This window comes from Comamonas sp. (assembly GCF_009360615.1).
GTDB lineage: Bacteria > Pseudomonadota > Gammaproteobacteria > Burkholderiales > Burkholderiaceae_C > Comamonas.
Window position 1 is genome coordinate 46,055 of record NZ_SPEY01000017.1, and the last position, 26,969, is coordinate 73,023.

Below are 26,969 nucleotides of genomic sequence, written 5' to 3' on the forward strand. Positions count from 1 at the left end.
TAGATTGAACTTAAAAAAGATCGTTACTAGAAGAATTGAAGTCACGCATGTCATCGTTGAGTGTCTCATTGATTGAGCCTGTAATTGTCTCATCAAACATGGTGGTGCTTGAGTCAACTGCACCCATCCCTAAGAACACGGCACCCATTGCAGAACCAGTTGCTAGGTTATATTGATTTAACGTGTGCAAACCAAATTTATTGGCTGCATGATATACGCCAAATGGTGCGAACATTCCAAAATCGTAAAACTCATTTAGTAATCCATCAATGCGTTTAGACTTGTTATGACTTTTCTTTTCTTTCAAGCTTAACCGGTTGTCCATAGCAGACTTCTTGGTGATTCGCTTTGCATTAGATTTGAATGCTAATTGATTTTGCAAATCTTGCTGTGATTTTCCATGCACATAATATACATAGTCATCAATGCTAAGATTTAATTTTAAAAATTGATCTAAATTTGGAACTGAGTTATCTCGATTACGGTACACATTGCCACTTAAGATAAAATGTTGTTCCATTAACGCAATTTTTTCATCAACAATAGATGTCTTGCTATTGTTTTCAACGCTTTTAAATAGTTTGGAAATAATACCCATAGTGACACCTCACAATTTAGTGAAATCGAAAAAAACTCCAAGTTTTGATATGAATGAATTAATATTATATAAAAGTATTATAAAAAACTAGGAAATTATTGTTATTAAATATTAATGTAATCTGAAAATTAATAAATAAAAAACGCCCTATTGGGCGTTTTGTTTTAATCCAATATATTATATCGCATGTACTTTGTCTTAGGGTCGATATAGTACTCAGCCTTTTTTGTCACTTCATTGCCGGTTCCGTCATCCACTTTTATTGAATGAGTGACAGTTTTTCCTTTGAATAATTTTGACATCTGGGCAGTTGAGAAAGGTTTAGTTGCGATTTTAGGCTTAGATGTATACCAACTTTCACATGTATTGCACTTGTAACGATTACCTGCGATTAAATAAAGTCCTGCACAACCATCCTGCATACATTTGTCTTTACTTTCTTCACCAGTATTTGCAGCGTCTACACCATCAAAACTAAAACCCACTCGCTTTTGTTCATGGTTTATAACCAATTTTCCTGCAAAATTATTTCCTTGCGCACTTTTAAAACCATTCAGCACGTCTGTAGTTCCGTTTTGAATTAGAGTCCTAATTTCATCTTCTGACAACTTTCTCTCATTGATGGTGCGCCAGACGCTAAAATTACAATTCTGGTTGTCTGTACAAACCACGCTCGAAACTGTAGATTCCATTTCAGACTTACACAACGGACAAGCTAAATCATATTTAGATTTAGGGAAATAAAACTGAATAAAGTAACTTCCATCTTCTTTGACTTTTAAATCCAATGCGGCACTAAAAACTTTATTTTTTGAACCTTTAATTTTGGGATCAGCTTTTTTTACAAAACCAGACAGAACGCCAGTTTGTTTATTTTTGATTAGGACCTGTAATTCTGCATCTGAAAGCACTTTGTCAGCCACAATACGTTGAATTTTGAAACGACATTTTGTATTTGAACACATTACAAATCGAGGTTCTAAATTCAGTTCATTTGCACATTCTGGGCACTCACAACCGGCTAATTTAAGGATTGGAATATTCTTATGAGCAGTTTGTAGCTTGGAAATGAAATCTGTAACAATATCATTAGTATGCTTCATAAAATCTACGGATTTTTCCGCATTTTTATTCACTGTTTCTAATTGTAGCTCCCAATCTGCTGTAAACTCTGGCATCGTTAGAGAGGAAATCCCATTTTCTTCCAAGAATTCAATAACCTGTTTTCCATATTCAGTCGGGATGATGTATTTATTGCTACCCGATTCTTGAAGCATAGCTTTTTTAGGACTGCCATTCGAAGCTGTTGTAGATAACAACTCGTCAATAATGTTTGCGCGGGTTGCCGGAGTACCAATGCCACAGTCTTTTAATGCTTTTTTCTGGTCCCCTTTCATTAACCGAGAAATGTTTTGCATTGTTCGTACTAACGTACCATTTGTGAATGGTTTTGGAGCTGTAGTTTTGCCATGGTTTAAGTTTACTGATAAAGTTTTAATTTCATCTTTAGTTGTAAAGGCTGGTAAAAGAACATCTTTCTTTTTAGCTTTTTTATCATTTTCTTCTTCATTCGCTTCAACTAAAGCTTTCCAACCTTTATTTATGATACTTTTCCCTACTGACCGGAATGCATTATTTTCGATAAAGGTGAACCGTTCAGTTTCGCTATATTCCATAGGTGGTAAAAAAGCAGCCTTGAACCTTTCCACGATTAAGAAATAAATTTTTTTTACCGCATCAGTGGCACTTGGATCTAATTCTTTACCAGTTGGAATAATTGCGAAATGGTCAGTAATTTTTGAATCGTCAAAAATATGTTTACCAACAACATTTATCCGATCTTTGGCTTCCTGAGCCATAAATACTACAGAAGCGTTATTCTTCTGTTTAGTCATAAGATCATCAAAAATACGAGCGACTTCAACAGGATAATCTGACGGTAGATGGGTTGATTCAGTACGAGGATATGTAACAGCTTTATGTTTTTCATAAAGCTCCTGTACTAACTCTAGTGTTACCTTACTACTAAATTTAAATTTTTTATTTGCAATGTATTGAATGGTTGTTAAATCAAATAAATTTGGAGCGTTAGACTTCTTTATAGCCTGATTTTCAATAACATTGGAAACAGCTTTAACATTCTTACCATTATGACATGATGCCAAAATCTCGTCTGCTTTAGCTTTATCAAAAAATCTCGAAGTACTGCTTTGATCAGAGTTGTTTTCCTCCTCCTCCTCATCACTCGATGATTCTTGATCGTCATTATGATTTTTTTGTTTTTTCAAAATTTCTTCATAATTTACCCATTTCCCTTCATAAGTTTCGCCTTTAACATCGAATTTGGCACCAATTTCCCAAAATTGTTCAGAAACAAAATTATCAATTTCCCGTTGACGATGAACTACCATGGTGAGAACCGGTGTCTTAACACGCCCTAACGCCGTGATCTGGGAAAGGTTCTGCATTCTACTCATTACTGCTGTAGCTGCGATTGAACCATTAATACCTACGATCCAATCGGATTTAGAGCGGCATCGAGCAGCTTGGTTTAAACCTTCATAGGCTGATGCATCTTTAATATTTTTATATGCTGTAATAAGACCTTCTTTTGTCATTGAATTAATCCACATCCGCTTAAGCGGCTTGGTGGTTTCAGACTTTTGATAGATCAAACGTCCTATCAATTCACCTTCACGCCCCGCATCACAAGCATTAACAATTTCTTTAACTTGGGGACTATCGAAAAGTTTTTTGATTACATCGAACTGAGCTTGATAACCATCTGCATCAATAATGTTTAACTGCCAATCTTCATCATTTGGCAGGATTGGCAGTTTAGAGATGTCACTGGTAGTTGGGTGATGTAGTTCTACTAAATGACCGATTGCCCAAGTGATAATGCAGTCTTTCTGATTTGTTAAAAAACGATTTGTTGGCGATTTTGTAAAACCGCCAAGTGCAAGTGCAATCTCACGTCCGACTGATGGCTTCTCAGCTAAAATAACTCGCATTATATTGACCTCAATCCTCTAGTTCATTAATAGGACAATTAAATCCTTTGTCAGTATTACTACCGCTATAAAAACGCAGGGTATTTCCGTTTTCATCATTTACCCAAAAACCAAATTCACGACCAAACCAATCCAAGTCCAAATTGTCGCCAACTCGCAAAGTTTTTTTTATGAATCTATCTAAAAGAAACTTGCACTCATTGTTCGAAAATGTTGAGGAAGCTCTTGTTTTTACAATTAAATCTTTATGAAAAGGAAAATTACTGACGTTCTTTAAGTAATGAAGATGTTTAGGTAAGTAATTTGGTACAAAGGTCCGGCTCTTATCTTTTTTGTTCTTATTTATATATCCATCAATGTAGTGTCCAGAGCCTAGAAAAACTGCTAGAGGAATTAAATCAAAAATGATTTCTTGGTTAAGTAATTTATGATTAAAAACAATAAATGGTTCAAACGTGTAGTTACCTTTTATTGAGTCAAAGAATCCATAAGCATCATTCTGGGACTGATCTTCATGAATTATTTTTAAGATTTGTTCAGACTGAACTACTTTTTTTATAGACCCACCACAGCGTAGCTCAAACAATTGGTTCAGCCTATAAAATCTGGATTTGTGCTGAGGTAAAGCAAAGAAAGTGCCTGACCGATTATCTTGATAGAGAGCGACTTTTTTAACGGCTCCATGCTGCATGAATGCAAGTCTTAGATTGTTTTGATACTCAACAACGTCCCCACCATTTTTTGGAAGAAATGGCAGTGTGATTACCAATTTGTCACCAATAAAAAGCCCAAAAGAAAGCCCAACGAAAATAGCATTCTCAAGTAGTGAATTAGGTACATCAATAACAAGTTTCAGCTTGCTTGCAATAGCCTTATATTCTTGAAATTTAGATGGCATAATATTATTACGTCAAATTATAAGGGATTAATAAATAATATAACATTTAAGAAATAATTTTAATATTTAAAATAAAATAAATCAGCAATTTTGCTGATTTATTTTTAATAACATTTAATAAATTTTAACTTTCATCACTGTTCGTATGACAAACTGGAACTTCGAAATCCTGCCAATAATCGACTAATGTTTGAACACCAAAATTATTTTTCATGGGTACATTCGTGACTGTGATGCGAGCAGAAATATCAACGCATTGGGAATATTCTTTTTTTTGATCAGTCTCGTTCGTAAATTCTTTTGGTTCATAGACTTTGTTGAATCTAGTACTTACAAACACTTTTCCATTCTTGCTATGGGTAAAAGCTAAAATAGATTTAGCATTGTTTCCGATCAATTCGGCATGAAGGCTTTGACGATAAAAATACTGCTTTTCAATTAAATTAGGTACTTCTTCAATAAACTGAGATGGTCGTTCAATACGATAATCTTTTTCGTAGATTAAGCCACTAGGATCGGCGGTTAATTTACCTTTCGCTTTAATCCATTCCTGTAAAGTAGGCTTGAACAATTCGTTGTAGAGTGGTTTTTCTCCAGAAGTTTGTTGTGCATCGTACGAAGTAATTAAACTTGGGTTTAATAATTCGTTAACTGGTAAGCCCTTACGGTTATCAGTCGAGGCTAAGCTTTTATCTGGTACTGGTTTTAAGGTTTTAGTTTCTGCATGAGTACCTACTGATACGATCAAAGCCGAAAAAAAACAAAAATTTGAGAAAAATTTATTGATCATCATAATCATTTTGTCCCATTGATAAAGTTTTGTTTTGCCTGATCTAAATCAGCCTGATTTACAGGGTTCTTACCTGTTTCTTTGGTCGTTGTTGTATTTGCCTCATTTTCATTTGGAACAACACGCCCATCTCTTTGTGCTGCCGCTTTACCATCAGTAGGTTGGCTTACAACTGAATAAGGATCATCAGCAGTAAGAATTTTATACTTCATATCTTCCGTATTAACATTTTGCCAAGTATTTTCCATTCTCACTTCATTTCGTTGTTCCCAGTACGCTTGATTCTTTGACGCACTCGCTTGTGACTTTGCCGTAACTTCCGCAACAAATTCTGACAAGTCCATTTTCGACAAATCGATCCGGTTAAACTCATCAATTGTAAAACCTTGGCAAGTGGCATTTTCTGGTCCACCCATGCCTCGTCCTAATTGCTTATTTCCTTCTGTATTAACAATCCTTGCCAATGTTGAATTGAAACAGCAATATGTTTTTTTCTTGGTACGGCAAAGTTTAACTCCTAAAATTTTCACCGTTTTAGAGCAGTACTCACCCACATATATACATAAATTTGCACTGAGACGATTTGGCAATGCTTTTTCTTCCTCAGACATTGCACTTTTACAAGTAAAAATCTGTTCAATGAGTCCAATGGCTTGCTGAGCTGCAAATGCACTAGGGCTAAACATCAAAGCTTGTGACATCCCCCCAATTGGGCTACCACCAGTACTCGGTGTACTAACATTGGGATCATTGTTTGCGCTCTCCTTCACTTGATCCTGAATTGTTTTCCATTCAATACATTCTTTATTTTGAGTATTTTCTGGTAAAGCGCAAAAGCTGTTTAGTTTACTTGTACATGCCTCCTCATCCATATCATCAGTACAAATTGGTGCCGGTTGTGTAGGCGTGGTCCCTGTTTCTGCTGCATAGGCAACTGGCATAAAACATAATATCGAGGTAAGCAATAAGCTGAATTTCATAGCTTGATTTTTCTTATGTTTAATCATTACCAGTCCCTTTTTTTGGTTGTGAACTATATTGGCTATAACTTTGTTGATCACCTGTAGCTGTTCCTGATGGTGAATAGCCATAACCCATTGCTGTCAGTTTAGACCCACCACCGCTTGCTAAAGCTTCTTTACCGGCATCTGTTTCTGCTACTGAGCTTGTACCCTGCAACATATACATGGCTTCATTTGGTGCATACATTGAGTCGTATGTATATGGATTTGCACCACCATTTTTAAACTCTTGGTTTGCAGTGGCATTTGGGTCACTATATTTTTTATCTACTGTAGAAAATGTGTCTTTAAAGGCATTTTCATTAGTAGGCACAATTTTATTTCCGCTACTATCGAGTGCTTTTGGTGGCGTTCCACTCCCACCTTTGCAACAAGCTGCTAATGCCCCAAAACCACGCTTTGATCTACATTGTGATTTAACACCATTGAATAACCGGATATTATCTTTATCCATGTATTTGCCTGCTTGGTTGCCTATTTCGAGCAATGCCAAAACATAAGGCATATCTTCATCTGGTTTATCTTTTTCTTGGGCAGTAATATAACAATCCGGTCCTACACATGTTTGTACAGGTTTACATGATAAGCGGCGATCAGCATTTTCTTTGTTATAAGCTGCTAATTCCGAAGGGGTCATATTTTTTGGATCGATTGGAATCGTACATCTAGTTTTTGTCTCGTATAAAGTACATCCTTTAAACTTATTAAACCCAACAGTGTATTCGTTTTCATCCAAGCAAGTTTTAGAGACAACTTCACAATTTCCACCAGTCGGAGGAGTTTCTTTACAGGTTGATTTATCCTCTAAAAAGTCATAGCAAGTTCTTTTGGTCTGATACTGCCAACAGCTTCTCGTAACATCAACCCCGTTGAATTGACGTGTATCAATAGGTTGGGTACAAACGACTTCTTCTACACAGCGTTGACTATCCTGCAATGGTGGAATTAATGGACGAGGTAAGTCTGTGTATGTACATCCTCCTTCCGAATATTCAAACCAAGCACCAATAGCCGCCCAATTAGGAATATCGTTTACCAGTCTAACCCGAATTGTATTTATTCCATTTTTAAAATATCTACCTACATCAATATCAGTATCATAACCATCAACCCCCCCACCTATTCGTCCAAAAATCTCTTGACCATTCACATAGATGTACATGTTATCATCATATTTTACACGTCTTAATCTAACTCTCACTTGATCGGCATTTGAGAGATTTGCAGTAAATTCCCAACTAGCATCGGTCGGGTATTCTTTCGCATTCCACTCAAAGCCAAACATCGTATCAGTTCTAATAACATTTACTGGTCTGTCTTGTCGGGTGACAGTGAAAGTGTCTCTAAAGTTATGCGTATATTTACATTCAATCCCACTTGAATCTGCATAAACGGTTTGCAATCCACCTAGAGTACTTAAAATTAATAATGTTCTATTAAGGAGCGTAGAAAAATTCTTCATGATCAAATCTCCACTTTTGATATAGAACAAGTCGTTTTCCAAGACTCTTTACACATACACCCCATATAACTAGAAGGATCAATAGCTACATTGAATGATATGCCTGCCGGTCCATGGTAGTTAGTCATTTCAACAACAAAGGTATTTTGTCCAACAACCAACCATTGTCGAAGATTTAAATTTAGTGTTTGTGATCCATCTGTTTTGGGACTGTCTGCCCCCGCTACGCGATTACCATTTACATAAAAATCAGCTTTATTGTCATAGTAAAAACTTGTAAATATCATCTGGACCTTATCGGGATTTTTTACAAGAAAATTAATTTCCCAACGCCCCGTGGATGATCTGTTACCATCATTCCATCGCTCATTGAGAGAAAACCCGCCATCGGTTGCGACAAAACTGCCGACCCTACCGTTACTACTACTTGACAACTTAACTGTGCCTCTATCCATTCCTGCTATGCATTCAGGTAGGTCTCTTGTACCAGTCACATTATTTCCGCAAATGATTTCACGATTTTGCATACAGATTTGTTGGCGACCTAAACTTTTTGTATTACAAGTAGTCGTGTGATATTCGGTTCGAGTTGGCTCAACATCACACGCATAAGCTTGGCTGTTTGCAGCGTTTACACTGGCTGAGGATTTGGCATCAACACTAGACACATAATTGTTTGTTTTAATATTTGTAGTGTTACGTTTGACAACGGATGTTCTTAATGGATCGGTCTCAGCAAAACCATTAACAATTGCACTATCGTTTGTGTTTGCAACAGTACGGATTACTAAACACTGATTTGCTAAATCTGATGTTGCACTATTCGGGCTTTGGGTCATTTCGCTTAGCTGTTGATCGCTATATTGCAGGCACTTATTTTTAAGTGCTAAGCCATCTTTATCTGGAACAACGTTTGTATTGTAAGTAGATTTTAATGAATCTACATTTCCCCCGCCACCATAGAGATCAGTAATGGTATTTTGTTGCTTACTTAAGTCGCGAGTATCGGAATATTTGACAATATTACGATTGTCATCCATCTGATTTATACCGAGTTTACTCGTATTTGACTGATCATAAATATCTTGGCTGTTATTTGCAGTTCGACCATCATTGGTACCTTTATTAATATTGTTGGCATCTGCATAGCCTTTCTGTACTGAAGGATTGCTACTGTCGCAGTTCCCGTTCGCGTAATTGTAACCACAATCAATTACTGAACTAATATCTACACCGGTTTGCTCTTTGGTCAAATTAGGATTGTAGTTGTGATCTGCCACATTAGCAGCGAAAGATACATTCTGCACTGCGATCGCGATACTGACAGCTAGTAAACTTTTTTTGCTAAACATTAGAAAAACCCAAAATTATATTTAAATTATTTTAATTACAAATAGTAAAAATTCAAACATTTTATAAATATTAATTGTTAGATAATAAAAACATTAAATTTTATATTTATTTAAATCAAAAAAAATAGCTTTAAAATTTTAAAGCTATCTTGGCAACAAAGTGTATGTCTAAGCAAATTTCTTAAATTGAGGATAACCAATGATGTCATAGACTTGCTCTAACGCTTTGAGTCCATTTGAGTTTAATCTAATTGGCTCATTTGAAAGTATTTGTGCATACGGATACAACTCACGGATTAAATGGAAGTGATAGTCACTTAAAAATTCCTTGGGAATTAGATCAACATACTTTTCGCCGGCATGTATAACATGCTCCAAAATTTCATCATCAAGATGTTGCGGAGGAATGAATTTGATAGCTATTGGGTTAGAGTATACGGCAGTCGCACACATTACATAATCACGCATTTCTACCTTAATGAACTTAAGAAATATGCCATTTCGTTTTAAAAGCGATAGCTTATCCATATCCAGTCTCCTTTAGTTCGCAGATTCACTTAAAGATGAAACCAGTGAAGTATTATTTTTACGTGCTTTTTCTCTGGCGATAAAAATACGAATTGAATCACTTTGTTGATCTAGTGGTATGGTCTTATAAAATTCGGGTTTTTGTTTCAAAGCAATTTCCCAAAGTTTGCCACTTCTTTTTAAGGAAGTAGGCGTATTCAAGATGTTGTCAGGATTATACTCCACCGCAGCCACCGCCATATCCCAAGTTTTTGAAGCTAAAGGTAAACGATGGTAATACTCTGGATTTTTCGTGAACAAATATTCAGCCAGTGACTTTCTTACGATTTCCGAATCAAAAACCTCTTTGTCATTCGGGTTACTGAAATACTCTAACTGTGACATCTTTTCAAGCATAGCAGGCTTGTCGTATACAGGCTCGGGAAAATATGCAATCCATTTAGGATCATGTTGCATAATTGCCTCACAAATTTCAGGTGTACGATCCGGCATAACCATGAATTCAATTACGAAAGGATGATCCAAAACTACTTGTTTCAATATTCCTGAGTCACGTTGTTCAATATCGATTCGGCGGACGTACTCTGGTGCCTGTAAAATTAACTTATTGATATAAGACGCATCACGTAACTGTAAAGGGACGTATTCATGCGCTTCCACATTTTGTTCAATAGCTATAGTACATAATTCAGTAGTCAACATCGACTCAGGAATAAACTGAATAGCCAAACCTTCAACTTTTAGTAAATTAAGCAAATGCTTTGGCTTAATTAACGATAAGTTCAGATTCTCAAAAACCCTTTGCGGATTATCAAGAATTAGTCGATTAACCAAGTCATCAGAGAAAAATATTCGATTGATCATGCCATAAACACGATGGTCTCGTCTAAGTGCCTCAAACAAAACATTATCAGTAAGTAAATTTTCAGGAAAGCTTGCAACAATTGTTGGTTCAGACTGAACAATCAGTAAGGCTTCTTCTTCTGATGAAACCTCTGTAAATTTTAAATCATAATCTTTATTCATACGGAATACCCTTATTGGTCAGCCTTTGGGTTTAACTCTAATGTAATTGAGCCAGAAAGCCCTATTTTCTGTGCAATTAACAGTAAATTATAGAGAGTTGAGTCTCCACCTCCACCCAAATGATAGTGAACTTTACCGACACTCGATCCTACTAAAGAAGCGAGCTGCCGAATACCAATTTCGTTCTTTTCACAATGGGCTTGAATTGCTTCTATAAGTGCTAACTCAATTCCTGCCAGTTCTGTTTCAATTTTCTCAATTGGAACAGAAAGTTCAAAAGCACTTCCTGACATTAATTTTTCCCTTTTGCAGAAATTGCTTTTGGCGGTCTACCACGAGGTCTTTTCACTTTTTCATCAACTGGAGCAGAGTCAATTGGATATTTACGTGGTCTACCTCGTGGGCGTTTAACTTCCTCAGTTGCTTCTTCTATTTCATCATTGTCTTGAGCGATCTTTCTAAAATTAGAAAATGCTTCAATTACACTATTCTTTTGACTTGTAGGAATGCTATCCCACTGATCTTTCCAATTTGTAATGAAGTTGTGAACTGCTTGACGCAATGTACTATTTCGGGAACGTAATGAAGCTCCGCATATAGTAATTAACCAATAGAAGAATGATGCCGGAATAGAAAAGAAAATTGATTGTGGCTTTTCGTTATCCATGATATTCGTCAAAGTCGGATAATAGATGAAAGTTTCATCCTCAAATGGATCATTGACCTCAAGATAAAGTACGTGTTTATAGTACTCCAAGTTTTGTGCGAAAAGCGCATCTAAGTTTCGGAGGTTAAATTGAATTGGAACTTTATCTTCGTGAACTAGCTGACCATCTGCACGATAGGCACTTATCGTGTAACGAAGTTCGTCATATTTATCCTGAAACTTTAAATTAGTTTTATATTCAGCAAAAGTCTTTCTTGCTTTTAAAATGAAAGCATTAATTTTCTTTTCGTCACAACTATTTTTGCCAACGATATTCTTTAACCCGTCAGCAATCTCTGTCCACGACAGGTTTTTGGGTTCATGAGAACAGTCAAACTCTGGCTTTTCTACAGTATGAGATTGTAGGTTCATGGCACAGTCAATCAAGCTTTCAAACGGAGCTGTTCTATCACCCGACCATGGATTTGGTGAAAACTCAGTCAAGGTTGCAAGTACCATCAAATGAGCTTTCTTAATTTTCATGGTTTTACTAGCTTTATCAATTTGTTTGACCAAACTCTCAGTTAGCGGCAAAGATAAATAACTGGTTTTTTCAGAAGCACGGAAAAGCTCAGTGTATTCAATTTGATTAAACCAGAACGGTTTGGAAACTAATTTATCATGGGTGATAAATAAAGTTACCCCTGCTTTATAAGTGTAGTATGAAACATGAAATGGCTCATCAGATTGCTGAATTGCAAAATTGAGTAATTGGATGAGCGTTTCTTCTGGGACCTGATGACAGTCAAAAAAAGGGATATTTCGTTTACCCACAAAACGAATAACTGAGTCTTGGGAATACTTAAAATTTAAACTCGTAAACAAAGGAGATTTCAATACTAGGTCGGACATAGATACTCTAATAATTAAAATAAATGATTAACAAGAGTATAGTAAATATTTGCAGCTAAGTCTATATCATTTTTGCGGTATATATTTTGATTGAATTATTTTATTTAAGTACATAATTTTATAATATATTTATAGAAATCATTGAATCTTAGGAATTAATATCAACTTGAAAGGAAAAGGTATCACCTTTTCCTTATCATGATGGTCACTAGAAAATTTTAGAAGCTGCTCGTTTCGCACGGTTCATATCAACAAAATCTTTCCAATTTTTCTCGGTGACAATCTCATTTTTGATGCGGTTTTCTTGTGAGGCAATAGAGAAAACACCATTTCGATTGAGAATATTTTCAGCAGGAGTTCTATTCTCATACCGTAGAAATGTTGTGATCGCAAAAGTACGGGATTTATTCTTTAGATCAATATTTGTGGAAACTAAGGAAGCAAAGGGAATGTAAAAGCTTTGCCCTAACATAACTGGATCAAGCGTAATGAAATCTACTACTGCAATTTTATAACATTTGTCATCTTTAACATGACCATGCCAGAAACCTTTAGAAGCATTGAGATTTTCAATGGTTTCCTCAAGACCTTTCCCGTGTTGAGGCTTGTATGCGCCATAGACTACTTTTAACGGCAAATTTTCTTCATCTGGTTCTGGTACATCTGTAATTTGTCCCTTGTATGTGTAAAGTGCTTGAGCTTCACTGGCATCCATTAATACCATTGCGTTATCAGAAACTTTCATAAGTGCATATTGCATGATTTGGTCCTTATTTATTCAATCAAACGGAATAAAACAATGAGTTAGTCGGTGGAGAGTAAATTAATTTTTGACTGCGCAGCGATCATCTTTCTATACCGGATTTTAAAGTTTTCAACTGCTCGTTCATGTGAACCCATGACGGCGGGCAAAACTTTTCCTTCCATTTCATTATCGATTAGTTCTTGTGTTGGCTCTTTAGGCATTAAGATGTATCCATCTGGAATCATTTTAGTTTTTGCACACTCTAACCAACTTATTAAACAACCAGTTACTTGTTCCGCCAGTTGAGAAATCTTCTCTTTATATATAGGATCATCATTGTCTATTAAGGACCAATTGGGATCATATCTACCAGTACCATCATCGCTTTGCTTCCAAACAAGAAGGCTTATATCACCACCTTTTTGTATGTAATTTTTTTCAAATGCTTGTCGTTCGAAAATTGCATTCATATAGGTAACAATATGTTCTGCATTCATAATAAACGTCCTACTTTAAAACTTTATTCCAGTTGACCTTCCAGATTGATAATTTCAAAATAATCATCAATTCTTAGGGCGTAAAAATCCATATTTAGTAAGCCATCTTCTCGATATTTAATGAATTTTGATAGTTTATCCAACAAGACCATGTTATCGATTTCATTGATAGCTAAATAATTATCAGCTAACATTTTTTTTGTACTTATAGAACCTATCTCTAATCCATAAGGAAGTAGTGTCGCCGTGTATTTCGAATGATGACGATAGTCGATGATCCAAAGTATGCTGAATATTAGCAGTGTACCCATGCAAAGCAGTAAGCTTCGTTGACCTAATGAGACATGCCCGAAATATAGGAAAAGACCTATAATTAAGATATGGAACAAAATAACAAAAATTGCCATGAATTTGATTTCATACCTATTCTGTTTTTTCTCTAAATCTTTAGCTAATTCAATTGGTAAAGGCACGACACTAAGTACATAGTTTTCATATTCTTTTAAGCTCATTTTTTTATGTTTACTAAGAGATAGCACTCGCATGATACACCTCATTCTTAAGTCTTTAAGGACTAAGTAATGGTTAATGTTAAGCTAAAAAAATAAATCATTAATAGCTTAATTAATATTAGAATATAATAAAACGTTTTTTTAATGTTTTTATATATAAAATATTTGCACATAGTATTGGGTGATGTTTGATTTGCATTAGAATCTAAATGTTGCTCAATGAACTTGTAGAAATTTAACGAGATTGTGCATTTGGACAAAAAATCGAGGTATAAAAAAGTATGGGAAGCAGTCTAAATAATGAATTTTATGGGCATTTTTGTCCTGTAGAGGAGTATATTTATATTTTTGGGCAATGCCTTAGCAAAGATGGATATATTTTAGTTTCAATCCTCACAATTGCACTTGTTTTTTATACAATTTTCAAATTAATTCACAGCAAAAGAAAAGATATTGAACCAGAATTTTTGAGTAATCATTATTCTTTCACATCATACAAACCTCTTGAAAAGGGTGATTTAAAGCAAATTACTGTTCATGAACTTGGTCATGCACTTGTGGCAATGAATTTCAAATCTTTATTTCAAGACCTTTCCCTTCAAATATTTGATAAAGATTTAGAAAGTTTGAGGCAAGGTTATATTTTTTATCAAATCAATTCAGAGATAGATGATAAAAGTCCAAAGATTCTGGAAGTAAAAATGCTAATTTTATTGGGTGGGATGCAAGCAGAGAAGCATTACTTTGATGGTAATTGTCTTGTACATGGGTGCAAAAGTGATTTAGATCATTGGTTCAAACTTGCCAGAACTTATCTGCGTCATAAAGACGATGATATATTTTACAACGATCCGGAAAATTCGTTTGAACAACAACATAACACCCAACTTTTGTTAGATTTAAAAAAAAACCAAATTCGAGTCCTGTCCGAATTTTTTAATGCTAACGGCGCAGTTTTATCCAAGCTAATCGATTCAACGATGGAAAAAAAAAGATTATCATTTACTGAGCTAAAAGAATGCACCAAAGATATTGTGCAGACATCCAATATGCCCCATGAAAGTTAAAGTAAACATGAACCATGCTTGGCATGGTTTTTTTTCATCAGCCAATTGACAAAAATAGGCACAAATGCCTATATTCCTCAATAGGCACAAATGCCTAAATAGTTTCCTTTGCTCTGGAGCGATTACATGGAAAAAGCGGAAATTAGGATTTCTGATGTGGCACGGATTTATGTGAATTCAATTGAAGTAGGATCGATACCACTACAAGATTATTTAGATATGAGGAGAAAGGCTTTTCGAAACTATAAAAACTATATAGCTCAAGCATTTAATTATTTGCATACAGTTTTTATTGTAATGAGTAGAATTATTATGAGTGTTCCTGCAATTTGGTTTGCGATTGCATTAATTTTTACCCTTTTTGATTCAAGTATAATTACAGATTTTTTTTCGCTTGTTCAATCTAATAGCCCGCAGCAGAATACAGATTTATTCATTTACATACTAAATAGATCATTGATCTTGAGTTCATTTCTAACTTTGCTGATGTTTCCTCTTACTGGTTGTGATCTAACTAGGTATGGTTTTCAAGACAAATTTCAATTATCTGTAGCAAAACAGCTAATGAAAGAATTAGGAGAACCCGCATTGGGGACAATCGAAATTACATACACAAAAAAATCTGCATTGTAGGTGAATGAACCTATGCCGACCAGTAGAGAAAGATATATAGAATTGCTCGAAACTTATAAAATAACCCAAGCAGAGAGTGCGGCTCTGATATGCGCAGAGACTAAAAGACCTTGTTCAGTTCGAACAGTTCGATCGTGGATTAACGATCCTGATAAGCCGTCATCCCGTCCCTGTCCTGCATGGGCGGTTGAAGTATTAGAAAATGCTCTTTTGAACAATGCAACTACGAACATTAACTCCATGGCAGATAAATGAATTTACTTAACTTTATAGAAACTTATCCTTTTACTACCGGTCTTATTATAGGGACTGTATGCCTTGTTTTGCGTTTACTCAGACCGTTAATCATTAGATTCGATTTTGTAGGAACACCATATTTTCACTATGCAGTTGTAAAAAAAATTCTCGAATCGGATCACACTGTTGTTATGTATGAAGTGAGTTCCAACGGGCACAAAAGTGTAATAGATGAAGAAAAATCCCAAAGAGTTTTTATCGAGGACCCATTAAGAGTCGAAGATGACTTTATGTTCTCAAAAGTCACCCCGCATATACACTATGATCCAAAAACACTCAAAATTAAGGGTTATTTTCACTTATTAAGTCCTAAGATGGCTAAAGATAAATATTATGAAACCGTCTACGAAGGTCAATTAGTACTGATAGAACATATACCGGCTTATAAAGAAAATTCTAAGGTTGAGGACAAATAATCATGATTACTAAAATTTTTGTGAACTCGCTGCTTATATTCGCCGGTTTCTATTGCATGTACATAATTGTTTATAACCTGATCCAGAAATTTATATTTCAACCTAAGCGAGATTTCGTTCATGCAATGAATGCTCAAGTAACCAAATTATTAGACAAATCAGCTAATAAATATGGCTTAAAATCAGCATATACAATGGACGAAACTGTTGGCTCAACTACAAAAACGAAAGAAGCAGCCCAAGAAAAGTATGCCGTAGAGCTTTTAGCAAAATGCAAAGAGGAATTAAAAATGCACTCTTTTTACGTGGCTAACCAAGACGCAACTAAAGTAAGTGCGATCTGCATGGTGCCATTAGAAGATGAAAGCATAAAGGTTTATCACATTGTATTAAGCCCTAAATCCAAATCATGAACCGAGGTTAATTTCATGAGTGACATGGAGCAACCTGATCTTATTAAAGAGATGGGTGGTATAGAAGCAGCCAGAGCCGTGGTAACTGGAAAAGCCTCTCAAGATATTTTTTTTGATATTGGTTTAAAGACTTTTTTCCAAATGGATAATCACGGCGAATGGAAGTATTGGGATGCAAAAAAAGAATCATGGTTGATATGTGATCCAAAGTCAGAGGATGATCTTATTGATCACTCCCGTCTTTGGGTCGCAATTTGCAACTATACAAGGTCATTAACACTTGGTTCAAAAGTCGTTGCGTTCAAGCCTATGGAAGCTGAAATAAGGACAATTACACTAATTTATAACGATACTGGCATGGCGATGTTAGATGATTACTACCTCGTCCCTTTAGACCAAATCCGGCACCCTACAGAAGAAGAACTTAAATTGGGCAAACGTAGTGATACTGAGCCTTAAAAAAACTTTCAAGCATCAGTGGTCAATATGAATTCCTTTGTTGTGAGTAGCGCACTTGATTACCAATGAGTTGATAATTATCAATTGAATAATAATCACGACCATTATGTTCGATCCGTGTTTCGAGCCACTTATCATCTATAAGAACTTCAACCACATCACCGCTTGTGAATTCAACACCATCACATTCAATACGACCAATAGCATTTTTTATAGCAGACATACATTACTCCATGCGAACGATTAATTGATTGTTTCAAATAAACTAAATCAAAGTTTTATTTTATGATTAGTAATGCTTGCACCACGATTGATAGTTTCCTCAGCTTTTTTTCTTGCTTCACTGTATTGGTTTTGACCTTCTTTCAATGTTTTTTTAAAATTTTCAGCAGTCTCATCGAGCTTATTTGGAGAATCATTAACCTTTGTACTCATACTAGCCACCTTTATGGATTGATTAGCCCTTCAAGTGAAGGTAGTCGATAAATCATACTAACATGTTAAAATTGGTAAATACCAATTGAGTCCAGACCTTTTATAGACTCAAAAAACGGATGGTTTTTAAATTGTTTTTCAGCTCCCATTCCCCTACAAAATCTTCATTAGAGATGCCATTGTTTTTTGATGTTATATCCATCCATTCTTCAAAAGCGGCTTGGTCCACGTACCGTAGTTGATCCAAATGAAAATTATCCTTTTTGAAAAATACAGCGACAGTTTTTGTTTCAACCAATTCATTTAAGATTTTTTGCGCGGTATCAATACCGCCAATCCGGTCAACTTCGAATTTTGCTTGTTGAAAATCCATATCATCGTAAACGTCAGCTAAATCTATTGCTTGCTTAAGATCGTCAGCCTCAGCAACTTCGATAAACATGACCTTGTTTTCTTTATTGATAAGCCATTTACCAATCTCGAAGGTACCATCATCTTTTTCACGAATCTGATTACGCATAACACATCCTTTGAATCATTAGTTTTCATGAACTGGAAATAACGCTAAACGTACGCTTAACTTTATTCTTGGTAATATATAAAACAAATAAAGAAAGCCCAAAAGAAAAAATAGCTTTTTTCAAGTCTGGTACGTTGTTGTTGTAGTTATACTCAATGTATAGCGTGAAAGACAGCCAAACCATGAAAATTAAAGCCAGTGCAAAAACTAAAAGATTAAAGATGAGTACTAGCCAGTGTTTTGTCATTTTTTATGTCTTAAGTAAAGTTTAGACCATTGTATCCTAAAGGCTATTGTTTGGAGAGACTGTTGTTTCCTGATCCGGATAAGATTAGCGATCGAGGTAAAGTTCACAACGGTTTTTGGAGATAGGACTTCTCCGGAAAAAGACCTGGTGTAAGCTTCATTGAAACCAGTTAAAAAATAAACCAGACCACGGTGTGAGAATTGTTTCGCTCTTAAAGATTTACAGTTATGAGTAAAAACTAAAATCGATAAAAAATATATAAATAGATTAATGATTGAGAAATATTTAGCAAATTTAAATGCCACTATGGATTGAAGCCTAAAAATTTCGTGGATTAAATCAGCGACTTTTATAAATCCTAGATGGGTAATGGCATCACTAAAATAGCTATTTTAACCCACTTAAAAACTATCAGGAAAAGCCCCAATTTTTTTCAAAATGATAGCCTACTTGCTGCGATCGCCACGCGCATTTTTCCGACCGCTCTGGTAAGGTCCACGGCGGGAAATTTTAAAAAAATTTTCGCCGCGCCCTACCAGCATATACCACAAATATGGGAAAACTCAAATAAACGCATTTAAACCATACAATCCCGACTGCTATAAAGCACCATGGTTTTCTATAAAAATGGCATAGGAATTCACAATGCCTTATAGGTATCTATAAAAATCAAATCGGGAACCATAACTTTAAAATAGGAAACTATCCCCTATCCTTTAGAAATCTATAAATACAAATATAGCTGACTATATAAAGCAAGGAAGCACCCTCACATGCGATGTAACAACAGATAAACGAAGCAATGTGTCAAATCATCAACTCATATATAGAAAGCTAATACAAAGCGAATAGGAGGCAATAGAGCAGAATATAGGTAACTCTTAAGGATATAGCCATCTAAATATAAACAACTATTGAAATTTAAAAGTAGGCAGTAGATCGGGCGCGGTGCCGCCAGAATTTAGCAATATAGAAAGCCGTAACAAGAACAATAGAAAGGTATTTTATAAGTATAGAGAGCTAAATTTTTAAAAATAGAAGACTATAAATAGATAATAGGAAGCTATAAGTGGGATAGTGGCGGCGGCGGGGCAAACCCTAGCTCTAGGGCGGATTAAATCTAAAATTAAATTTAATACTAGACTTACACTAATTCATGCTCATGAACGCTATGCCCCGCCGCTAGATAAGTATAATTAAATATTCACAAAGATTTATATAATTGCTGTAAATAAATAGCAAAAAACTAAAATATTAAACCAAAAAAACCACTGCGCATGCAGTCGGGAAAATGACCAGAATTTGCGAGTACTGCACATAATAATTATTTTTTTCAGTAGGTTAACTACCCCCACAGTTAATAATTTATTTGATTTTAAGCAATATATATAGTATTTTTATTCTAATGCTTTTTATTTCCGAAATATTAATTTCAAAATTAATCTTTTCCCGATTTTAAGAATGAGGCTTTTAAAATGAGTAAAGAAGCAACTCAGATCGCTCAAGATAATACGGACTTAACAGAACAGTTCAAAGAACTCTTGAAGGACCGTGATGTCAATGACATCGAAAGTGTTATCAAAAATTTAAACATGATGGCTGATGTAAAACGAAAAGAAGATTACCTCGCTATTTATAATGAATTTGAAGAACGTGTGATTGCACTTGGTTTCGGTAGCTTGCCAGACTTTTTGGTCGCGATCGAAGCGCAAGGGCTTGTTAAAACCGCACGTAAAGAACGTAAGAAAGTTGATGTTCGCTATATCGATCCAGAAAACCAAAACAATACATGGACTGGTCGCGGCAAAAAACCAATCTGGATTCAAGATTACCTTAGTAAAGGTCGTGAACTTGAGGAATTCTTGGTACCGGCAGAGAAAGAAGATCAGGAATAAATTTTCAAATCATTTCTACATCATTAAAGCAGCCAAAACTGGCTGCTTTTTTTAAATTGTACTCAAACTGGATTATCTTGAACTATGAGCCAATTAAGTGACCCGACACCATCATCAACAATATCTAAATGACCACTACCCTGATGAATATGTATATTTTTAAAAGCTGTTTTTATAAAACCAAACATCTTAGTTTGATTGACCTCAAGCCATGCTTCAAGTGCAATGTCTAAGTCAGTTTTCAAATCGTTTAAATTTTGTGTGTAATCAACATCTAATTCATCTATTAGCTGACCACGAACTACTCTTTTTATACCACTCAAATTTATCACTTTAACTTTCATAGAAAACCTATCTGCTTATAATTTGATTATGTATCATTAAACATTAATTATTAAAAACAATAAAATATATCTGTAAACTATAATTTTACTCAGTGCTTATAAACTACTCGGCTGCATGAATATCTTAATCTTTCTTTAGAATTTTCCATGGCTTAACCAGTGATTCTACCCAATTTTCCATTGCCATAACTATTTGCTCTCGTTCAACTGATTCTGGATACATGCTTACTTTAGCATTCCAACTTGACGGCGTTTGATCTGTCCCATAAACCAAAAATTCATTTATTTGTCCTTCTTCAATTAACCGATCACTCATCCATGTCTCAAATGCCCTAGCAAAAAGTTCAGTTGGTTCTGCCCAATAAAGCTTTTTGGTTGCAGCATCCAATCGTGCGGCATTATTTGAATATTCACTTATTTTACTCAATGATCCATTGTATTTTTTATAAACTATATTTTGCATCAAAAACATAAAATCTGGGATCATTGTTTGGTCCTTTATATTTCTTATATATCGAGCTTCCTCTCTAAGAAAAGTCCGATGGTCCTTAATACTATAAATAAATTCTTCTGATAGGAATTTTGAGTTTGTTTTGTTTCTTTTGGCTAAATACGCATCAAGAGCATGTCCAAATTCATGTGCCAATGCCCCCACACCCTTTGTTTTAGTCAAATGGATTAACCATTGATCCAGTTCAAAATGTGCGGCAACACTATCTCCTTTCCCACGACTCCCAAAAGCAATCCCCAGAGTCCCGCCCAAAGAAGCAAAAGTCGGTGGTAAACCAAAAATACGAGTTAGGTCCATAAATGCATCATAGGTTGCATCAATAAATCCTTGTCTTTCTGATTGAGTTACCCAATTACCAAATTCAACTCCACGAAATTTAAAAGTTTCAGCAAATGTTTCAACTGATATAAGCCCACCTTGTCTGTAATCTGGACCTTGACGGATATATGGTCTATCGAAACATGGGCGAACTGGTGGTTTGGTTCTCTCCTTTTTTTCCTTTGGCTTATTTTTTCGACCAGTCAATACTTCTTTATCGAATATCTTCTTCGCTTGTGCCATAGCCTCCTTAAATGTTGAAAATTCAGTCCACCCATCCAATGTCTTTACTGTTTTAGGTGTAGCAGATTTCACGGCGAACCAAGCCTTTTTTTTGGTATTACTATCTATCAGAATACAGGCTCCATAATTATCACTATCCAATACATCTTCATCATCAAACCAACCTAAAGCCTCTAAACTATCCAACCTTAGTTTGGACTCCATATTTAAACTCAATGGATGTGCTACTTTTCTTCTTGTCGTTTTACCGGCTGCGTAACGCTCTATATCATTTTTTGAATTAGGGTATTTGTTTTTTATAAAGGAATTAAAATGATTTCTCAGAATATCAATTGATTCATAATGCGAATTTTCATAAGCATTTTTCAAGAATTCAATGCTTTCTATGTAGGCTTCACGCCAGATCGTTGCCGATAAGTTAAACCAACCTCCATCTAAAGGCTTATTAGATAAATTTTCATAAATTACCATGAATAAAACGGCGTGTTTACCGGTATTTAACCCCCCCTTAACATCATCTCGAAAGTTTGGTCGAGTCCAGAGGCTCCTTTTGGATATTTGACCTCCAGTCTGATTCAATGTGAAATGAACAGGTAATGCCAAATCTTTCTTAGCACCTTCAAATTTTTCACCTATATCACCGATATAGTCACTTGAATCCTGTAAATTTCCGTCATTCATCTGGCTATTACCATCCCATTAAAGCCAAATCAATTTTGCTGAGGGGTTATCTAGCATTTTACTAAAATGAATCGCATGTTCTAAAGCTGAATTGACATCAAATACTATTCCTAGTTCCTTAAGAAATTTAAGTTCATCCTTGAAGGTTCTTTTATTTACACTGTCCCTTGATGTTGAAGCATAGTATGCGTATTGACCCGCCAAATACTCGACAGTGAAGTTTGTATGCTTACCGGTATGATTATGGTCAAAAAAACTAACCAACTTTGAACAGTCTATTTGCCATAGTCCGGCACTTACAATAAATTCAGATGCCATTGTTTGCCTAACCTAATTCATCAACGAAACGGATGTATTAAAATCTGGTAACGTTAAATTCTGACTTGTGTAAATCTCAAAGTGTTCCGAATCATCAGTGAACACTTTCAGTTCATCAAGCAAATCATTAACTTCTTGTAATATATAGTTTTTAAATATATTGTACAGTTCTTCACTTACATACTTATTCCGAGTAAGAATATTTGTAGTTTCTACGAGGAAGGTATATAGAACCTTTTTTAACTCGAATATTAAATTTGCCTCTGATACTCCCTCAATATTGAACATTCCAGATTCTTCACTGAAATACCTAACAAATATTAATGATTGATGTTGATCTAAGAACCGTCTTAATGCTGAGTAAGACTCCACATGCTTTTTATAAACCTGTATATCTTTAATGGAATCAGTTATATAAACATGGTACCGACTTGATAGTAGGAATGAATGATGATTTTGTGTTTCCAAATATTTGGAAACATTGGTTTTTAGATTTTGACCAACATATCGATTTTGCATACTTTTTCCTTAAGAAATCTTTAGTTATTAATTATCTAACTGATTTACAGACATACTTTTGAATTGCGCCTGAAATTTTACTTTCATTTGCTATACGGTACTTGATTTCAGAAAATGAATATCGTTCTTCTGAGAGTTGAGTTCCATTCCTATCATATTTTGAAACATACAGACGAGCGATCGTCCCTTTTTCACAATCAGCCATATTTTTTGCAATAAAATATTGTCCCTTACCTAAGTAAGATGAATTATTACTTTTAGATGTCATTTTACTTGTAAAGGCTACCATCTTATTTTTTGTATTCGCCGAGATAGATGCTTCATCTACCTGAACTAAAACATTCTCATCCTGCGTAACAAAGGACCAGATATTTTTATTATCTGTTCTGAAATTCGGGACCGATTGTATAACCTCTTTTTGAGGATTATTTTTTGGCAATAAAGGGCATAAATAGTTCATCACATCTGAGTAGATTGTGTTTGGACTGACTTTAACCACATTAATTGCGTTGCCATCGTCAGTAGATTTATATGAAATTTGACCGGCAGGGTTATACTTAATTAGAGCAAAAAGTGTTTTAGTACCTGTTGCGCAATTTATCGTTTCTTTAGCAACTAACAGCTCTCCTTTTTTCAACCCGTCCTGATCGCTACCTGACTCTAAACGGCTTTTGTAGAGAATTTCATTGGGATCATTCACATTGATCAAGATGGAATCTTTATCAACAAACATTTTCGTGCCAGTTTTAGTGATAGCGATTGGTTGCCAAGAAGCAGCGCCGACTTGAACAGAGAGTGCCGTGATTGCACCAAATATCACATATTTTTTCATATTGGCTCTCATTCTTGAATGATCATTAGCAGTACAATATTAATATAATTATAAATCATTAATATAAATATTTAGTAAAATATTCTATAAATAATATATGCAATTAAGATTGCTATAACAAAATATAAGTATCGTAAAATGAAAGAGCCAGAGTGGTCCCCCTTCATTTTTCGCACATAGTCAACATGGTTCTCTCTCATATTTTCATCAGCTTGTTTAATTTTTTCTTCTAATTTTTCCACAAAACCTAAAACTTCATCCTTTGTATAATCATTATTAGATCGCAGCCATAAACTAAAAATGAACCAAGTACCTTTTTCAATTGCCGCTTTTCCAAATAACGGCTGGATATTTCCTTTTAATTTCGCATCACCTACATTCGTCACAAAACCTTCAATTGAACTTGGATCGACCTTCAATACTTTGGCAAGATGATTGATGTGTGATTGATTTTGGAAAATAGGGTTGTAAATTGTATTTTTATTTCCTTTCCTATTGATATGAATCCAATTTTTCTCATCCACATTCCCTTTTAACACACCATTTAGATTTTTTGTTTCAATACAATAAATTCCTTTTTTACTGATAACGATATGATCAATTTGAGTTGTGTTTCCTGATACCGTCATAAATGTCACATCATCATAGATTTTGGCACCACCCCACCCCAACCAGAATCTTAATTTTCTATCAACGATGATCTCGCCTTGGCGACCAAACTCTTTTTTTCTTTTTTGATCAAAGTAGTTCTTAATACAGAGAATAATGCCGAGCAACGCAAGACCGATAAACAGAAAATAAATATCCATACAATGCACCAGTTAAAGCAAATATTAAAATAATAATACTAAATTTTATAATAAATGTTATTATAAAATTAATGTTTATCTTAATATTTAAATGCTATGAAAAACCGTCATCGTGTTAATTTTGTTTGCGCAATTTCTATAACTTTGGTGGGCTGCGGCACAAGTGGCTTAGGCGAAATCAGCAAATATCAAGCTGCCCCCCTCATGACTGATTGCTTAGATAACTCCACATCATATATCTACAACAATGAGCAAAAGGAGTTCAGCACAGCAAGTATCAACCTAGACATGCCAAAACCTAGCGACTTGACATACATTGCTAAAAGCATCAAATCCTACTTATCTAATGAAACCGAGTCACTTAAAGAATATCAATCTACTTTAAGAAAGAACCCTTTAGTAAAAATTGCTCGAGTTAATTTAACTTCCCTGAACGATAAGATTTCTTGTGATTACATCTATTTAACCGATAAAAATAATCTTATTATCCAACAGCCATTACTCTATAAAATTACGGGACCACACCAAACGCATTTCATAAATTCTGAACAACTTGTCCACGAGATAAGCCCTATTGAATACCTTTTCGAACTGCCAAAAAGCCAACATGGAATTCGTCTATTTCATTTAAATTTTACAGATCAAATCCGCAAAGTTACAGTTAACAATTCGGATGTACTCAATCGAATCAGTAATGTAATCGCAAGTAATAGTTTATTGGAGTTCTATGACTTGGATAAGCCAATACAAGACAGTCTTGCGATAGAGTTGGCGAATTCAGCAACTACAAATCTTAAGATTCCTACTTTTGTGCCTCAGAATCCGATATATATAACCCCATCACTAAAATCAAAACCAATGACCAGTTTGGACATTGCAGACGATGAAAATATCAATGCTAAACAAATGGATCAATACAATAACGAACGCTATGTTGATGCAACTACAGGTATTAATACTACACGTCATATTTTGAATCAGATGCGTCAAGAACTTGGTATAAGTGATGATCGATATACAGTTGGTGGAAAACAAGAAAGTACCCAATTGAGTATCAATACAAACAACTTCACTCGGGAGGAAATCCAACAAGGGAACAGACAGATGCAGCAAGAACAAGAAAAAAAATGGGGTAAATCTCAGTGAACTACTTTGAGCGATTAACCACGTATGTAAAGGCGATCAGGGGCAATTCCAATGCTCAATTTAGCATTGCCAAATATATGATGGAGAATGATGATCCAGATTCAAAAGATAGAGCTATTACTTGGTTCACAAATTCTGCTAATCAAGGTCATTCAGAAGCTTGTCTTTATATAGCTAAACACTTCATTAGAAGTAATGATACAGATAATGCAATTAAATATTTACGTTTAAGTATTCCATCTCCAACCGGTATTCAAGAATCCTTGTTAGGGCAAATGCTGTTAAATGGTTTTACTGCATATATAGACCAAAAAAGAATGGATCAAAGTTCAGGCGAACCTGTCAGTGATTTGGACAATTATATAAAGTCCCTCTATCCACAAATCGAAAAAACACATCGTTTGTGTACCTCTGACAAAAATGCTCAAGAAAACTTAGAAGAAGCTCTGAATCTACTCAATCAGGGAATCGAAAAAAACAACCCATTAGCATTACATGCTTTAGCTATTTATACACTCGAATATAAAGATGGCTTGACTAAACCAGAAAGGAACATTGCTTTAGATTGGCTGCATCGTGCTGCGGAAGCAAACTTTGCACCTTCATTACAAGTATTGGCAGGGATGTATGAAAACGGCTTGTTTGGCATAAAAACTGATATTGGGAAAGGTTTGGACATGCGTATCAAAGCAGCAGAAACCGGCTCTAAAGACGCGCAATATGCACTGGGTATGTTAATTTACAAAGGTAATGGTTTTGAGCAGAATAGAAAAAAAGGGATCGTTTTAATGAAAATGGCGGCTAAACAAGGTCATCGAGAAGCGATAGACTTTCTTGAATCAATTGATTCGAAAATATAATTTA

General features: G+C 35.0%; 30 protein-coding genes. 8 read left to right on the forward strand and 22 right to left on the reverse strand.

All coding sequences use genetic code 11. The features are described from left to right. Positions 1-10: 10 nt before the first annotated feature. The 14 genes from E2583_RS03585 to E2583_RS03650 form a co-directional block, all read right to left on the reverse strand. A complete protein-coding gene (locus E2583_RS03585; RefSeq protein WP_194596667.1) occupies positions 11-598 on the reverse strand; it encodes a hypothetical protein in 588 nt (195 codons plus the stop codon). Positions 599-762: 164 nt separating this feature from the next. Next, positions 763-3,612 (reverse strand): DNA topoisomerase, encoded by a 2,850-nt coding sequence (locus E2583_RS03590; protein WP_291593296.1) that lies wholly within the window; start codon positions 3,610-3,612, stop codon positions 763-765. 10 nt (positions 3,613-3,622) lie between these two features. Then, positions 3,623-4,510 (reverse strand): hypothetical protein, encoded by an 888-nt coding sequence (locus E2583_RS03595; protein ID WP_291593297.1) that lies wholly within the window; start codon positions 4,508-4,510, stop codon positions 3,623-3,625. Positions 4,511-4,634: 124 nt separating this feature from the next. Then, the gene (locus tag E2583_RS03600) at positions 4,635-5,309 is read right to left on the reverse strand and encodes a hypothetical protein (protein WP_291593298.1); all 675 of its coding nucleotides are present in this window, start codon (positions 5,307-5,309) and stop codon (positions 4,635-4,637) included. Then, positions 5,306-6,361: a conjugal transfer protein TraN gene (gene traN / locus E2583_RS03605; protein WP_291593300.1), complete on the reverse strand. Its 1,056-nt coding sequence runs from the start codon at positions 6,359-6,361 to the stop codon at positions 5,306-5,308. Before traN (E2583_RS03605) ends, E2583_RS03600 begins: the two co-directional genes overlap by 4 nt. Continuing rightward, positions 6,300-7,784, reverse strand: coding sequence for a conjugal transfer protein TraN (gene traN, locus E2583_RS03610; RefSeq protein WP_291593301.1), 1,485 nt, complete (start codon positions 7,782-7,784; stop codon positions 6,300-6,302). The genes traN (E2583_RS03605) and traN (E2583_RS03610) overlap by 62 nt, the downstream gene beginning before the upstream one ends. A 2-nt stretch (positions 7,785-7,786) precedes the next feature. Beyond that, positions 7,787-9,136, reverse strand: coding sequence for a hypothetical protein (locus E2583_RS03615; protein ID WP_194596673.1), 1,350 nt, complete (start codon positions 9,134-9,136; stop codon positions 7,787-7,789). Positions 9,137-9,304: 168 nt separating this feature from the next. Next, complete coding sequence (locus tag E2583_RS03620; protein ID WP_194596674.1) at positions 9,305-9,664, reverse strand: hypothetical protein; 360 nt, start codon at positions 9,662-9,664, stop codon at positions 9,305-9,307. A gap of 12 nt (positions 9,665-9,676) precedes the next feature. Further along, positions 9,677-10,690, reverse strand: a complete 1,014-nt coding sequence (locus E2583_RS03625; RefSeq protein WP_291593303.1) for a hypothetical protein — start codon at positions 10,688-10,690, stop codon at positions 9,677-9,679. Between the two features lie 11 nt (positions 10,691-10,701). Next, complete coding sequence (locus tag E2583_RS03630; protein WP_194596676.1) at positions 10,702-10,983, reverse strand: hypothetical protein; 282 nt, start codon at positions 10,981-10,983, stop codon at positions 10,702-10,704. After that, a complete protein-coding gene (locus E2583_RS03635; protein ID WP_194596677.1) occupies positions 10,983-12,248 on the reverse strand; it encodes a hypothetical protein in 1,266 nt (421 codons plus the stop codon). Before E2583_RS03635 ends, E2583_RS03630 begins: the two co-directional genes overlap by 1 nt. Before the next feature lie 208 nt (positions 12,249-12,456). Beyond that, a complete protein-coding gene (locus E2583_RS03640) occupies positions 12,457-13,008 on the reverse strand; it encodes a hypothetical protein (protein WP_194596678.1) in 552 nt (183 codons plus the stop codon). Positions 13,009-13,052: 44 nt separating this feature from the next. After that, positions 13,053-13,490, reverse strand: a complete 438-nt coding sequence (locus tag E2583_RS03645) for a hypothetical protein (protein ID WP_194596679.1) — start codon at positions 13,488-13,490, stop codon at positions 13,053-13,055. A gap of 23 nt (positions 13,491-13,513) precedes the next feature. After that, positions 13,514-14,035, reverse strand: a complete 522-nt coding sequence (locus E2583_RS03650; RefSeq protein WP_194596680.1) for a hypothetical protein — start codon at positions 14,033-14,035, stop codon at positions 13,514-13,516. A gap of 248 nt (positions 14,036-14,283) precedes the next feature. On the opposite strand from E2583_RS03650, the gene E2583_RS03655 reads away from it, so the two are divergent. The 5 genes from E2583_RS03655 (at position 14,284) to E2583_RS03675 (ending at position 17,287) form a co-directional block, all read left to right on the forward strand. Beyond that, a complete protein-coding gene (locus E2583_RS03655) occupies positions 14,284-15,069 on the forward strand; it encodes a hypothetical protein (protein WP_291593305.1) in 786 nt (261 codons plus the stop codon). A 126-nt stretch (positions 15,070-15,195) separates the two neighbouring features. Beyond that, positions 15,196-15,702 carry a hypothetical protein gene (locus E2583_RS03660; protein WP_291593306.1) on the forward strand — a complete coding sequence of 169 codons (507 nt, stop codon included), beginning with the start codon at positions 15,196-15,198 and terminating at the stop codon, positions 15,700-15,702. Positions 15,703-15,953: 251 nt separating this feature from the next. Continuing rightward, positions 15,954-16,415: a hypothetical protein gene (locus tag E2583_RS03665; protein ID WP_227592120.1), complete on the forward strand. Its 462-nt coding sequence runs from the start codon at positions 15,954-15,956 to the stop codon at positions 16,413-16,415. A 2-nt stretch (positions 16,416-16,417) separates the two neighbouring features. Continuing rightward, complete coding sequence (locus E2583_RS03670) at positions 16,418-16,828, forward strand: hypothetical protein (RefSeq protein ID WP_194596684.1); 411 nt, start codon at positions 16,418-16,420, stop codon at positions 16,826-16,828. Between the two features lie 15 nt (positions 16,829-16,843). Further along, complete coding sequence (locus E2583_RS03675) at positions 16,844-17,287, forward strand: hypothetical protein (protein ID WP_291593308.1); 444 nt, start codon at positions 16,844-16,846, stop codon at positions 17,285-17,287. Positions 17,288-17,309: 22 nt separating this feature from the next. Here E2583_RS03675 and E2583_RS03680 read toward each other — a convergent pair whose 3' ends face one another. The 3 genes from E2583_RS03680 to E2583_RS03690 all read right to left on the reverse strand — a co-directional run bounded on the left by E2583_RS03680 (position 17,310) and on the right by E2583_RS03690 (position 18,242). Further along, positions 17,310-17,510: a DUF5348 domain-containing protein gene (locus E2583_RS03680; protein ID WP_194596686.1), complete on the reverse strand. Its 201-nt coding sequence runs from the start codon at positions 17,508-17,510 to the stop codon at positions 17,310-17,312. 47 nt (positions 17,511-17,557) lie between these two features. Then, positions 17,558-17,722: a hypothetical protein gene (locus E2583_RS03685; RefSeq protein ID WP_194596687.1), complete on the reverse strand. Its 165-nt coding sequence runs from the start codon at positions 17,720-17,722 to the stop codon at positions 17,558-17,560. 100 nt (positions 17,723-17,822) lie between these two features. Beyond that, positions 17,823-18,242: a hypothetical protein gene (locus E2583_RS03690; RefSeq protein ID WP_291593311.1), complete on the reverse strand. Its 420-nt coding sequence runs from the start codon at positions 18,240-18,242 to the stop codon at positions 17,823-17,825. Between the two features lie 1,722 nt (positions 18,243-19,964). Between E2583_RS03690 and E2583_RS03695 the strand changes: the two genes are divergently transcribed. Next, positions 19,965-20,384 (forward strand): H-NS histone family protein, encoded by a 420-nt coding sequence (locus tag E2583_RS03695; protein WP_194596689.1) that lies wholly within the window; start codon positions 19,965-19,967, stop codon positions 20,382-20,384. 62 nt (positions 20,385-20,446) lie between these two features. Here E2583_RS03695 and E2583_RS03700 read toward each other — a convergent pair whose 3' ends face one another. The 5 genes from E2583_RS03700 to E2583_RS03720 form a co-directional block, all read right to left on the reverse strand. Then, entirely contained in the window at positions 20,447-20,728 is a 282-nt protein-coding gene (locus tag E2583_RS03700; RefSeq protein WP_291593313.1) for a hypothetical protein, read from the reverse strand. Between the two features lie 124 nt (positions 20,729-20,852). Next, positions 20,853-22,481, reverse strand: coding sequence for an LPD1 domain-containing protein (locus E2583_RS03705; protein ID WP_291593315.1), 1,629 nt, complete (start codon positions 22,479-22,481; stop codon positions 20,853-20,855). Positions 22,482-22,499: 18 nt separating this feature from the next. Next, positions 22,500-22,799: a hypothetical protein gene (locus E2583_RS03710; protein ID WP_194596691.1), complete on the reverse strand. Its 300-nt coding sequence runs from the start codon at positions 22,797-22,799 to the stop codon at positions 22,500-22,502. 550 nt (positions 22,800-23,349) lie between these two features. Then, complete coding sequence (locus tag E2583_RS03715) at positions 23,350-24,150, reverse strand: hypothetical protein (protein ID WP_291593316.1); 801 nt, start codon at positions 24,148-24,150, stop codon at positions 23,350-23,352. 71 nt (positions 24,151-24,221) lie between these two features. Next, positions 24,222-24,959, reverse strand: coding sequence for a nuclease-related domain-containing protein (locus E2583_RS03720; RefSeq protein ID WP_194596694.1), 738 nt, complete (start codon positions 24,957-24,959; stop codon positions 24,222-24,224). A gap of 96 nt (positions 24,960-25,055) precedes the next feature. Here E2583_RS03720 and E2583_RS03725 point away from each other — a divergent pair, with 96 nt between their 5' ends. Both E2583_RS03725 and E2583_RS03730 read left to right on the forward strand, forming a co-directional pair. Next, positions 25,056-26,105, forward strand: coding sequence for a hypothetical protein (locus E2583_RS03725; protein ID WP_291593319.1), 1,050 nt, complete (start codon positions 25,056-25,058; stop codon positions 26,103-26,105). Beyond that, a complete protein-coding gene (locus E2583_RS03730; protein ID WP_291593321.1) occupies positions 26,102-26,965 on the forward strand; it encodes a tetratricopeptide repeat protein in 864 nt (287 codons plus the stop codon). The genes E2583_RS03725 and E2583_RS03730 overlap by 4 nt, the downstream gene beginning before the upstream one ends. The last annotated feature ends 4 nt before the right edge of the window (positions 26,966-26,969 follow it).